General features: G+C 60.9%; 13 protein-coding genes. 5 read left to right on the top strand and 8 right to left on the bottom strand.

Annotation, left to right across the window (positions count from 1 at the left end):
- Positions 1-2: 2 nt before the first annotated feature.
- Entirely contained in the window at positions 3-365 is a 363-nt protein-coding gene (locus tag RHIBUN_RS33625; protein ID WP_025660900.1) for an SH3 domain-containing protein, read from the top strand.
- A gap of 16 nt (positions 366-381) precedes the next feature.
- Here RHIBUN_RS33625 and RHIBUN_RS0119840 read toward each other — a convergent pair whose 3' ends face one another.
- The 8 genes from RHIBUN_RS0119840 to RHIBUN_RS0119805 all read right to left on the bottom strand — a co-directional run bounded on the left by RHIBUN_RS0119840 (position 382) and on the right by RHIBUN_RS0119805 (position 8,987).
- Positions 382-717, bottom strand: a complete 336-nt coding sequence (locus tag RHIBUN_RS0119840) for a cytochrome C oxidase subunit IV family protein (RefSeq protein ID WP_018858844.1) — start codon at positions 715-717, stop codon at positions 382-384.
- Between the two features lie 10 nt (positions 718-727).
- Entirely contained in the window at positions 728-1,453 is a 726-nt protein-coding gene (locus RHIBUN_RS0119835) for a heme-copper oxidase subunit III family protein (protein WP_018858845.1), read from the bottom strand.
- A gap of 10 nt (positions 1,454-1,463) precedes the next feature.
- Positions 1,464-2,174, bottom strand: coding sequence for a cytochrome c oxidase subunit 3 (locus RHIBUN_RS0119830; protein ID WP_025660899.1), 711 nt, complete (start codon positions 2,172-2,174; stop codon positions 1,464-1,466).
- The gene (gene ctaD, locus RHIBUN_RS0119825; protein WP_025660898.1) at positions 2,171-3,946 is read right to left on the bottom strand and encodes a cytochrome c oxidase subunit I; all 1,776 of its coding nucleotides are present in this window, start codon (positions 3,944-3,946) and stop codon (positions 2,171-2,173) included. Before ctaD ends, RHIBUN_RS0119830 begins: the two co-directional genes overlap by 4 nt.
- A 55-nt stretch (positions 3,947-4,001) precedes the next feature.
- Positions 4,002-4,811 (bottom strand): cytochrome c oxidase subunit II, encoded by an 810-nt coding sequence (locus RHIBUN_RS0119820; RefSeq protein WP_025660897.1) that lies wholly within the window; start codon positions 4,809-4,811, stop codon positions 4,002-4,004.
- Positions 4,812-4,956: 145 nt separating this feature from the next.
- Positions 4,957-5,343 carry a cytochrome c family protein gene (locus RHIBUN_RS0119815; protein ID WP_025660896.1) on the bottom strand — a complete coding sequence of 129 codons (387 nt, stop codon included), beginning with the start codon at positions 5,341-5,343 and terminating at the stop codon, positions 4,957-4,959.
- Positions 5,344-5,535: 192 nt separating this feature from the next.
- Positions 5,536-6,537, bottom strand: coding sequence for an LLM class flavin-dependent oxidoreductase (locus RHIBUN_RS0119810; RefSeq protein WP_025660895.1), 1,002 nt, complete (start codon positions 6,535-6,537; stop codon positions 5,536-5,538).
- A 134-nt stretch (positions 6,538-6,671) separates the two neighbouring features.
- A complete protein-coding gene (locus RHIBUN_RS0119805; protein WP_025660894.1) occupies positions 6,672-8,987 on the bottom strand; it encodes a methyl-accepting chemotaxis protein in 2,316 nt (771 codons plus the stop codon).
- Positions 8,988-9,228: 241 nt separating this feature from the next.
- On the opposite strand from RHIBUN_RS0119805, the gene ruvC reads away from it, so the two are divergent.
- The 4 genes from ruvC to RHIBUN_RS0119785 all read left to right on the top strand — a co-directional run bounded on the left by ruvC (position 9,229) and on the right by RHIBUN_RS0119785 (position 12,113).
- Positions 9,229-9,741 carry a crossover junction endodeoxyribonuclease RuvC gene (ruvC, locus tag RHIBUN_RS0119800; protein ID WP_025660893.1) on the top strand — a complete coding sequence of 171 codons (513 nt, stop codon included), beginning with the start codon at positions 9,229-9,231 and terminating at the stop codon, positions 9,739-9,741.
- A gap of 34 nt (positions 9,742-9,775) precedes the next feature.
- Entirely contained in the window at positions 9,776-10,393 is a 618-nt protein-coding gene (gene ruvA, locus RHIBUN_RS0119795) for a Holliday junction branch migration protein RuvA (protein WP_025660892.1), read from the top strand.
- Positions 10,394-10,472: 79 nt separating this feature from the next.
- A complete protein-coding gene (gene ruvB, locus RHIBUN_RS0119790) occupies positions 10,473-11,513 on the top strand; it encodes a Holliday junction branch migration DNA helicase RuvB (RefSeq protein WP_007527359.1) in 1,041 nt (346 codons plus the stop codon).
- 36 nt (positions 11,514-11,549) lie between these two features.
- Positions 11,550-12,113 carry a DinB family protein gene (locus tag RHIBUN_RS0119785; RefSeq protein ID WP_025660891.1) on the top strand — a complete coding sequence of 188 codons (564 nt, stop codon included), beginning with the start codon at positions 11,550-11,552 and terminating at the stop codon, positions 12,111-12,113.
- Positions 12,114-12,127 lie beyond the last annotated feature (14 nt).

The following is a 12,127-nucleotide window of genomic DNA, read 5'->3' as shown; positions in this document are numbered from 1 at the left end:
CCATGGCACGCCGTCGATACCGTGCAGCACACCGGCTGGGCGTGCTGGCTGCCGGCTGCTTGCTCGGCATCGTGCTCCCCAGCCAAATGACATCCGCCGATGGCATCTCCGGCTGCATTCATCGCGCGCTGCTATCCAGCCACCGCACTGCGCTGATCGGCCCCTGGATGGCCTCGCCGGTGCCGATCCGCGCTACACCGCGCGCCTCAGCGAATGCCGTTGCAAAGCTCGCGGCGCGCGTCCGGGTCGCCGTCAACTCATGTGATGGTACATGGTGCAATGTCGAGGTGACCGGCCATGACGTCGGCGGGTTCGTTCGCCAGTCCGCCCTATCGGGCGTCTATCCGAACGAGAAGATCATGTAGCCCTTTGACGGCCGACTCAGGGACCGGCCCCGCCGAGGAAGGCAAGCCGGGTGAAGATCGTGTAGTGCGACTCCGACGCCATCATCGCCACGAAGACGAGGACGAGCAGCGGCGGCAGCAATATCGCGTAGACGAGCGCCAGCCGTTCCCAGGCCATGTGCATGAAAATGGCAACGATCAGTCCGGCCTTCAGCATCATGAAGACGATGATGAGCGTCCAGCGGGGATAACCCTGGATGCCGAGATAATCGACGAGATAGGAGAAGGTGCTAAGGACGAACAGCAATCCCCAGACGACGAGGTAGAGCCTGATCGGATGCTGTTGGCCGGAATGTGCTTGTGCCTGTGCCATGGATGCGACCTCACCACAGATAGAAGAAGGCAAAGATGAAGACCCAGACGAGGTCGACGAAGTGCCAGTACAGGCCCATGATCTCGACGTTCTCATAGCTGCCCCTGCGGCTTGTGAAGAAGCCGCGCTGGCCCGTATCGAAGTCCCCGCGCCATACCTTGCGCGCGGTAACCAGCAGGAAGATTACGCCGAAGGTCACGTGCGTCCCGTGAAAACCGGTGATCATGAAGAAGGATGATCCGAACTGTGCCGCGCCCCACGGGTTTTCCCAGGGGCGCACGCCTTCGGTGATGAGCTTCGTCCATTCGAAAGCCTGCATTCCGACAAAGGTCGCGCCGAGCGCGGCGGTCAGAAGCAGCAAAGCGGCCGTTTTCCCGCGCTCGCGGCGATAACCGAAATTGACAGCCATGGCCATCGTGCCACTGCTGCTGATCAGGATGAAGGTCATGATCGCGATGAGGATCAGCGGGACCTCCTGGCCGCCGATATTGAGCGCGAAGACCTCGCTCGGATTAGGCCACGGAACCGGCGTCGACATCCGCGCGGTCATATAGGCCAGGAGGAAGCAGCCGAAGATAAAAGTATCGCTGAGGAGAAAGATCCACATCATGGCCTTGCCCCAGGAGACGTTCTTGAACGCCCGCTGGTCCGAGGCAAAGTCGGCCGCCACGCCGCGCAGGCCGGCGGGCGGCCCCATGGCGACGTCGTCAGTTTGCATTCGGGTCAGTTCGGCCATCGTCCACCCCTTAAGAAACGAGTTGGCGGCAGAGATCGACGAAGTCGTTTGCCCAGCCGGTAAAAAGCGCGAAGAGAAGCAGCCACACGACGAGCATGAAGTGCCAGTAGGTGGCGCAGAGCTCGACACTGAGGCGCAGCCTGGCGGAAGCGGCGGTGCCGCCTGCGAGCAAGCGCAATCTGGTTCGCGCAAGCACTGCCAGCCCACCGAGGATATGCAGGCCATGCAATCCCGTCAGCATGTAGAAGAAACTGTTTGCCGGGTTATCGGCAAGGACATATCCGGCCGCGACCAGCTGCAGCCAGGCGACGACCTGCCCGGCAAGAAAGAGCACTGCGGTCGCCAGCGCTATATCAAGCGCAAGCCGAAGGCCGTCATCGGCGCCCCGGCGCGCTTCAACCACCGCCCATTGCAGAGCCGCGCAGCTGGCGATCAAGACAGCGCTATTCGCCCAAAGAAGCCGAGGAACGGGTATTGCCCACCAATCCGCACCGCTCATTCGCGAAAGATAAGCACTGGCCAACAGGGAAAAGAGCGCGCCGACCACCGCGAGGAAAATGCCGAGGCCGATCTTGGCGGTCGGGATCGGCGGCTTCGCCGGTCCGCCGATATCATCAAGCGTGCCGACCTCCATCCATGGCTTCGACATCATCCTCTGCCCGGACAGCCACCAGATGACGATTGCCGCTATTACCGCGAGAAAGACAAGAACCACACTCATGTGTGCGCCCTCGACACTCCGGCCATAGGCGGCTGGTTCTGGGGTATGAAGTCTTCGGGAGCGCCGGGTACACTGTAGTCGTAGGCCCAGCGATAGACGATCGGAAGCTCCTTGCCCCAGTTGCCATGGGCGGGCGGCGTCTGAGGAGTCTGCCACTCGAGGGTCGTCGCTCGCCACGGATTGCCACCGGCCTCGCGGCCGCGGAACAGACTCCAAATGACATTGAACAGGAACACCATCTGCGCCGCCCCGACGACAAGCGCCGCGACCGAAATGAACATGTTCAGGTCATGCACCGAAGGCGGAATGAAAACCGTGTCGCCAAGCTCGAAATAGCGCCTCGGCACGCCCACCAGGCCTACATAATGCATGGGGAAGAAGATCGCATAGGCGCCGATGAAGGTAACCCAGAAATGGATCCGACCGAGAACCTCGTCGAGCATCCGCCCGGTAATCTTCGGATACCAGTGATAGATTGCGCCGAAGACCACCATGATGGGCGCGACGCCCATCACCATGTGGAAATGCGCTACCACGAACATCGTATCGGACAGTGGCACGTCCACCACGACGTTGCCGAGGAACAGTCCGGTCAGCCCGCCATTGACGAAGGTCACGATGAAACCGATGGCAAACAGCATCGGCAGCGTCAGGTGGATATCACCCCGCCACAGCGTCAGCACCCAATTGTAGACCTTGATCGCGGTCGGCACGGCGATGATCAACGTTGTCGTGGCGAAGAAGAACCCGAAATTCGGGTTCATGCCGCTGACATACATGTGATGCGCCCATACGATGAAGCTCAGCGCCCCGATAATCACGATCGCCCAGACCATCATGCGGTAGCCGAAGATGTTCTTGCGCGCATGCGTGCTGATAAGATCGGAGACGATGCCGAATGCCGGAAGCGCGACGATGTAGACTTCCGGATGCCCAAAGAACCAGAAGAGGTGCTGGAACAGGATCGGGCTACCGCCATCGGATTTCAGCTGCTCTCCCATTTCGACAATCGCAGGCATGAAGAAGCTGGTGCCGAGCAGCCGGTCAAACAGCATCATGACGGCGGCGACGAAGAGCGCCGGGAAAGCCAGCAACGCCATGACGGTTGCTGTGAAAATGCCCCATACTGTCAATGGCATCCGCATCAGCGTCATGCCGCGCGCTCGCCCTTGCAGCACGGTGACGACATAGTTCAAGCCACCCATCGTGAAGCCGATGATGAAGATGATGAGGGACGAGAGCATCAGGATGATACCCCAGTCGCGCCCGCCTGGCGTACCTGACGTCAGTGCCTGCGGCGGGTAAAGCGTCCAGCCGGCCCCCGTCGGTCCGCCAGGGGCGAAGAAGCCCGCAACAAGCACGATCACGGCCAGCAGATAAAGCCAGTAGCTCAGCATGTTCGCATAGGGGAACACCATATCGCGGGCGCCGACCATCAACGGAATCAGGTAATTGCCGAAACCGCCGAGGAAAAGCGCGGTCAGGAGATAGATCACCATGATCATCCCGTGCATGGTGATGAACTGGTAATAATGATCCGCATCGATGAAGGAAAAATAGCCGGGAAAACCGAGCTGTAGGCGGATCAGCCACGACAGCACCAGCGCCACCAGACCGATCGAAAAGGCCGTCACCGAATACTGAATGGCAATGACCTTGGCATCCTGACTGAAGACGTATTTCGTCCACCAGCTCCTCGGATGATAGAGCTCAACATCCGCCACCTCGGCGGGTGGGATAACATCGCCGGCATTGGTTGGAATATCAACCATCGCATGCCTTCCTTCCTCCTCCCGTTACGGCCGCTCCCCCGGCCGCAACGCCGGCCTACTTGGCCGGTTCAACCGCTGCCATCAGCTGCGAAAACGTCTGCTGCTGCGCGAGCCACGCCTTGTAGGCGTCCGGCTCGTCGACGACGACAGTCCCTCGCATCTGCGGATGTCCGACGCCACAAAGCTCCGCGCACAGCACTTCGAAGGTGCCCGTCCGCGTCGGCGTGAACCAAAAATAGGTGACCGAACCGGGGATCATGTCCATCTTCGCCCGGAACTCGGGAACGTAGAAATCATGCAGCACATCGATCGAGCGCAGGTGTACGCGGACCGACTTGCCGATCGGCAAGTGCAGTTCGGCGCCTGAGATGATGATGTCGTCGAGGCCAGCCGGATCGTTCGTGATCACGCCGAGCGGATTGTCGGCGGTCACCGCTCGATTGTCTGCCCTGCCGAGCTTGCCATCGGCGCCCGGCAACCGGAAATTCCACAGCCACTGCTGCCCTACGACTTCGATTTCGCCAGCATCCGGCGGCACCGTCACGAACTGGTTCCAGACGACGAGACCAGGCGCCAGCATCGCTGCCACACCAAGGGCCGTGCTGCCGGCAAGCCACCATTCCAGACGCTTGTTCTCGGGCTCGTAGGCGGCCCGATTGCCCGGCCGATGGCGGAAACGAAAGATGCAGTAGGCCATGAAGGAGATCACCGCGACGAAGACGATGCCGGTGATCCAGAATGTAATGATGATGGTATTGTCGATGTAGTTCCAGTTCGAAGCGATCGGAGTCCACCACCACGGGCTGAGCAGGTGGAAAACCACCGACCCGATGACGATCAGACCGAGAACCAGCACGACAACCATGCGTTCCTCCCAATGCCCGGCCGGCTGTGGAAATTACCCGCAATCCGCTGGCACTTGCGTTAGGACTATCTCATAAACAAAACATCACGGCAATGGCGCGAAATGACGCCAACGAGCCGTCTGCCTCTACATCAATAAGCTGATTTCATTTCGAGAATTGCTTGAGATAAGCTAGCAGATTGGTGATATCGCCGTCGTCCTTCAGCCCGACGAACACCATCTTCGTACCCTTAACCTTCAACTTTGGGTCGTGAAGATAATCGCGCAGAGTCGCTTCGTCCCAGACCAACCCGGCTGTGCCCGCCGCCTTCATCGCCGCTGAATAGGCAAAATCCGGATGCGTCCCGGCTGTTCGGCCGAACAGGTGGTTCAGCGACGGCCCGACCTTGTTCTTGTCGGTGTCGGCAATATGACAGACCGCGCACTTCTTAAAGACCGTTTCCCCGGCCGCCACGTCGCCCTCTTGGGCGATTGCAGCCGAGGCGGAAAGACAGATCAGTGAAATCAAAGCAGCAAGACCGTGGTAACGCATAGCAATCCTCATCCTCCAAAGGTTGCTCGAAACCGGCCGCGCGCGCGATTTGCGGCGTGCGCCGTCCATCACACTTGCGTCGCCACAACGCTGTGCAAACGACATGTGTGATCAAGCAAAGCTATGGTCCGGCTGCGTTAAGTCAATTCGCACAAATGGCTGTAGGCCACGAAGCGCCCGCGATGCGCGGCATTAGGCCGCAGCGCGAAGGAAGTTTCCAAGCCCGGCGAAAAGCTCGACCGATTTCAATCTCGCCTCGATATCGTGGATCGGCATGGAGATGATCACTTCATCCGCCTGCGTCTCGGCAAGGAATTCGGTGAGCTTTGCCTCCGCGGTCTTCGGCGACCCGACGACGGCATAGCGCAGCGTGTGCTCGACCGTCAGCTTCTCCATCGGGGACCAGAAGCTCCCCATATCGGCGACCGGCCGCGGAAACTGGCCACGCACATTGCGGCGCAGATTGACGAACTGCTGCTGGGCCGAGGTGAAATGGTATTGCGCCTCCTCATCCGTTGCGGCAACGGACCCCATGACACCAACCATGACATAGGGCTTGTCGAGCATGGCGGAAGGTGTGAAGCGGCTGCGATAGATGTCAATGGCATCAAGCAGCGAGTCCGGCGCAAAATGCGAGGCGAAGGCATAAGGCAGCCCCAACATCGCGGCGAGCTGCGCGCTGTAGAGGCTGGAACCCAGGAGCCAGATCGGAACGTTGGAATTCATGCCGGGAACCGCAAGGATCGCCTGGTTCTCGATCGGCGTGCCCAGCAACTGCTGCAATTCGACCACGTCGTTCGGAAAGCTCTGGGCCCCCGCATCGAGATTGCGCCGCAGGGCCTGGGCGGTCCGCATGTCGGTGCCGGGCGCACGCCCCAGGCCGAGATCGACGCGGCCCGGAAACAGCGCTTCCAGCGTTCCGAATTGCTCTGCAATGACAAGCGGCGAGTGGTTCGGCAGCATGATGCCGCCCGAGCCGATGCGGATCCGCTTGGTTGCCGCGCCGACGTGGCCGATCACGACCGCCGTCGCCGCGCTGGCAATACCCGGCATGCCGTGATGTTCCGCAAGCCAGAAGCGGTTGTACCCGAACCCTTCGGCCTTCTGCGCCATGCGCGCCGAACTCTCGAGCGACTGGCGGATCGTCCCGCCTTCTGGAACAGGAGAGAGATCGAGAATGGAGAAGGGAATCATGACGAAGCCTGTCGGTAATTGGAAGGACAGGTCTATGTAGGTGGCCGCTCGGCCCATTCCAAACGAGCGGGAAAGAAAAAGGGCCGGTCTCCCGGTGCCGGTCTCCCGGCCCTCGTTCATCTGCCGATCACGGTTCAAGCCCGACGTCGCAGCAGGTGTACCTCGGCGCCCTGGTGATGTTCCGCCTGCGCCAGCGTGAAATTCGCCAGCTGCCGGTCCATTTCGACCGCTTCGGTCGCGAGCCGATGGATCGCAGCCGTCGTTTCCTCGACCATGGCGGCATTCTGCTGCGTCATCGCATCAAGCTCTGAGACCGTGGAGTTGATTTGACGCAGGGTGTCGGCTTCCTCGCGCGTCGTTTCCATGATCTCGCTGATCTGGCCGTTGATTGCCTCCACATGGCTGCCGATCCCCGTCAGCGCGTCGCCGGCACGCTCGACGAGCGACACGCCCATCTCCACTTCATGCGTGGACTTCTGCAAGAGGCTCGATATTTCCTTTGCGGCACTCGATGAACGCTGTGCCAGTTCGCGCACTTCCATGGCGACCACGGCGAAGCCCTTACCGGACTCGCCTGCCCGTGCAGCCTCGACGCCGGCATTGAGCGCCAGCAGGTTGGTCTGGAAGGCGATCGCATCGATCACGGCGATGATCGAATTGATCTGGCGCGACGACGCCTGGATCGCCTCCATCGCGGCAATTGTCTCGCGCATGATCTGGCTGGAGCCGGTCGTCTCCCGCTTGGCGTCGCGGGCGATGCGTTCGGCCTGCTCCGCACGCTCGATCTGAACGCGGACCGACTGGGTGATCGCATCGATCGCATTCGCGGTCTCGGTGATAGAGGCGGCCTGCCGCTCGGTCCGACCGGCAAGCTCATCGGCACCGGTGCGCATTTCCTCGGAACCCGAACGCACGGCCATGGAGTTGCCGCCGATCGCCGTCATCGTTTCGCTGAGGGTAGCCAGCGCCTCGTTGAAGTTGACCCGGAGGCCTTCGAGTTCGTTCGGGAAGCGGGTCTCGATCTGATGGGCAAGATCGCCGTTGGCAAGGTGATGCAGGCCCTCGTCGATCGCCTGGACGACTTCCTGCAGGGTCCGTGCTTCCGCCTCGCGCTCAGCCATGTGCTGCTGGCGATCCCGCTCCGCGCGAGCCCGCGTTTCGTTGCTGGCAGCTTCCAGGTCGCGGCTCTCGACAAGCGACTGCTTGAACCGCGCCAATGCCTTGGCCATCGTGCCGATTTCGTCGCCGCGGTTCTGGCTGCCGATCTCGACTTCGAGGTTGCCGTCGGCGACGTCACGCGTGACGTCCGCGAGCCGGGCAAGCGGCGAGAACAGCAGCTTGGTGATGGCCCAGGTTGCCACGGCCATGATGATCAGAACACCAAACGCAATCATCGTCAGGAGCGTGGCGATCTCCAGCGAGCCAGCATTGAGTTCGCTGATGCGGACGCTTTCCACGACGAGGAAGCGGGAGCCCTGATAATCGATGCCGCGAACATAGGCTCGTGCCGAGCCATCGGCGCGATCGAAGTCGTCGACCGTCATGCCCTTGGCCGACAGCGCGTCCTTCGCGAAGGTGAAAGGCGTGGTATCGAGCGTTGCCAGCTGGCCGGACGAGCTTACGCCGATCGCCGATCCGTCATCCGAGATGATAGCGGCTTGCGCCGTGCTACCGGACACGATGCCCTTGGCGAGAATGCTGGTGATGATGTTGTCGCGGACCTTGAAGAGCATCACGCCCTTCGCCGCGCCGAGCTTGACGATCGGCACGGCATAGAAGATTGCCGACTTACCGTTCGCCGCGTCGACGCGAAGACCGGAAAAGCCGGTGGGGGCGGAATCGTCAGTCGCCTTTGCGGAGTTGGCGATCGCCTTGGCGAAGGCAAGGCCGGCGCCGGTCGCCTTCCATGCATCGGTCTTCAGGTTCTCCGCGAAATCGTCGTTCTTCTTGTAGGAGTAGAGGACGTTGCCATCGAGATCGGCGATCAGCAGGTCGCTGAAGGCGGTATTCTCCAGGTCGCGGGCCACTTCACCCTGCGTCGTTTCATGGTTGGAGTAGTAGAAGCCGCTTGGTGCCTGCGGCTTCACCAGTTTTTCGCGCTGGTCGGCCGGGTTCGGATTGTTGGTGATGAACACCTTCTTCAATTCGGCGCGCGCATCACCCGACGTCTTCTCGATTGTCTTCCAACCGCTCTTCAGGCTTGTAATCGACATCTGCAACGCTTCGATGCGCGCAATCGAGTTCGCCTGGTTTTCCAACTGCTCAAGCTGATCCTGCAGCATGTCGCCGCGGAAGATCAGGACGCTCTCCTTGGCCTTGAGTGCCTGCTCACCGGAAATGCGGCTGCTGGCGAAGTAAGCAAGTACGTTGATGACCGCAATCGACAGTGCGGTCAGCAGTATAAATGTCGCGATGACCTTGAAGGACAGGGATTTAAATCTCTGAACCATGAACGATGAACCCTTCCGGAACGGCTCATACCGGCAGAGCGTGGAACATCCTGCCGGCTGACCTGAAAACAGAAAACGGGAACCTTGCCTTCCTGAGAAGGGAGTTCCTCTGACATTTTGTGGATCAAAAGTCGGCTATGGAGCTTAAATTGCCGTAAACAGCGCGTGGCAAAAACAAGGAATGTTTTTGTTTTGTTCACATATCGATGGCAGTTATTTGGCGAGTGCAATAGGGTGAAGCATGCAAAATACGATTCGCATCATCGGCGTTGATCCGGGCCTGCGCCGCACGGGCTGGGGAATTATCGACACGCTCGGCAATTCCTTGCGCTTCGTCGCGTCCGGTACGGTCACCTCGGACGGCGACCTGGACCTGGCCTCGCGCCTTTGCCAGCTGCACGATGGCCTGGCGGAAGTCGTGCACAGCTATCAGCCTGATGAGGCTGCCGTCGAACAAACCTTCGTCAACAAGGACGCCGTTGCAACGCTGAAACTCGGGCAGGCACGCGGCATTGCCATGCTGGTCCCTGCCCGCGCCGGTTTGCCCGTCGCCGAATATGCGCCAAACGCTGTCAAGAAGGCGGTCATCGGTGTCGGCCACGGCGAGAAGCAGCAGATCCACATAATGCTGAAAATCCTGATGCCCAAGGTCGAATTCAAGGGCAACGACGCGGCTGATGCGCTGGCCATCGCCATCTGCCACGCTCATAACCGCGGCAGCAGCCGCATGCGGCAGGCGGCGCTTGCCGGCTAATCTTCACTGAAAACCCACCGAACGGACCATTTGCATGATCGGCAAGCTCAAAGGCACCATCGAAGAAATCGGCGATGACTACGTCCTCGTCGATGTCCACGGCGTCTGCTACGTCGCCTTCTGCTCGGCGCGCACGCTCTCCCGCCTCGGCTCGGTGGGCGAGGCCTGTGTGCTTTTCATCGAGACCTATGTTCGCGAAGACCAGCTGAAGCTCTTCGGCTTCATGACCGCGCTCGAGAGAGAGTGGTTCATTCTCCTGCAGAGCGTACAGGGCGTTGGTGCAAAGGTGGCTCTCGCCGTCCTTTCGACCCTGCCTCCAAGCGAACTGGCGAACGCCATCGCGCTGCAGGATCGCACGGCAGTCGCCCGCGCTCAGGGCGTTGGTCCCAAGGTTGCCGTGCGCATCGTCACCGAACTGAAGAACAAGGCGCCGGCCTTCGCCGGAGAAGCGTCGGCCACCATCGGCCTCAAGCAGGAGCTCGGTGAAGGTGTTGCCGCTGCCCCTGTCGCCGACGCGGTATCCGCGCTGACGAACCTCGGCTATTCCCGCGACCAGGCTGCCAATGCCGTTGCCGCCGCAATGAAGACCGCCGGTGAAGGCGCCGACAGCGCCAAGCTCATCCGCCTTGGGTTGAAGGAACTGGCTCGCTGATCCAATTGCCCGAGCGGGTGCCAAAAGCGTTCGGCTTGGTGTATTGGTCACGAGCGTTTGAAGATTGGGAAATGCCAGCATGAGTGAAGCCGCGCGCCTGATATCGGCCGAGAAACGAGGCGAAGACCTGGATGTGACGCTGCGGCCGCAGTCGCTGGACGAGTTCACCGGCCAGGCGGAAGCGCGCGCAAACCTGAAGGTGTTCATCGAGGCGGCGAAGAACCGTGGTGAGGCGCTGGATCACGTCCTTTTCGTTGGCCCGCCCGGCCTCGGTAAGACGACGCTCGCGCAGATCATGGCGAAGGAACTCGGCGTCAATTTCCGCTCGACGTCCGGTCCGGTTATTGCCAAGGCGGGCGATCTCGCCGCTCTACTGACCAATCTCGAAGAGCGCGACGTTCTCTTCATCGACGAAATTCACCGGCTCAACCCGGCCGTCGAGGAAATCCTCTACCCCGCGATGGAGGATTTCCAGCTCGACCTCATCATCGGCGAAGGACCAGCCGCGCGCTCTGTCAAGATCGACCTGTCGAAATTCACCCTCGTTGCAGCAACGACCCGCCTTGGCCTTTTGACCACGCCGCTTCGCGACCGTTTCGGCATTCCCGTCCGCCTGAGCTTCTATACCGTCGAGGAATTGGAGCTGATCGTTCGACGCGGCGCACGCCTGATGAACCTGCCCATGACCGACGAGGGTGCACGGGAAATCGCCCGGCGCGCTCGTGGAACGCCGCGTATTGCCGGTCGCCTGCTGCGGCGCGTGCGCGATTTCGCGGAAGTGGCGAAGGCTGAAGCCGTCACCCGCGAGATTGCCGATGAGGCGCTGACCCGGCTGCTCGTCGACAACATGGGCCTCGACCAGCTCGACAAGCGCTACCTCAACATGATCGCGGTCAATTTCGGCGGCGGCCCCGTCGGCATCGAAACCATCGCCGCAGGGCTTTCCGAACCACGCGACGCGATCGAGGACATCATCGAGCCCTACATGATTCAGCAGGGTTTCATTCAGCGCACCCCACGCGGCCGCGTCCTGACCGCGACGGCCTGGAAGCACCTCGGCATGCAGCCCCCAAAGGATCTGGAAGCGGCACAGTTTCGCTTGTTCCAGGAAGACGACTGACGCTTGCGGGTTGCCCGTCAAGAAACGGAGTTACCGATGCCGACTTTCGACCCATGCAGGACCACACGGAAGCTTGCGTACAACAATGCGCTTGCGAACTATCGCCTGCATGAAGCCTGCAGCAGGTTGAAGCCGGGAGAATTCGAGGCGGCACGCGCAAGCTTCTTCCCGTCGATCAAGGCAACGCTCAACCATATTCTGACCGTCGACTGGTTCTACGTCGATGCGCTCGAAGGCGGCACGCTTGGCCCTGCCGCCTGGGACGTCGAGGAGCCATTCGACGATATCGCGGCGCTTGCTGCCGAACAGGCGAAAGTCGATCGCAGGCTGGTCGCGCTTTGCGAGGCGGCAACGCCGGAAAAGCTGGCGTCGACGACCGAGATCCATCGTGCGGGGCGCATTCAGCGCGAGCGGATGGAAGACGTTTTGAACCACCTGTTCCAACACCAGACGCATCATCGCGGCCAGATTCATGCGATGTTGGCAGGAACGAGCGTACATCCACCGCAGCTCGATGAATTCATCGTTGCCGATGATGGTCGCTTCCGGAGCGGCGATATCGCCGCTCTCGGCTGGAGTGAAGAGCAGTTGATGCGCTAGCCTGGGGCGGCGCG

This window comes from Rhizobium sp. IBUN, assembly GCF_000510625.1.
GTDB classification, from domain to species: Bacteria; Pseudomonadota; Alphaproteobacteria; order Rhizobiales; family Rhizobiaceae; genus Rhizobium; species Rhizobium altiplani.
This window is presented reverse-complemented; position numbering and strand designations above follow the sequence as displayed.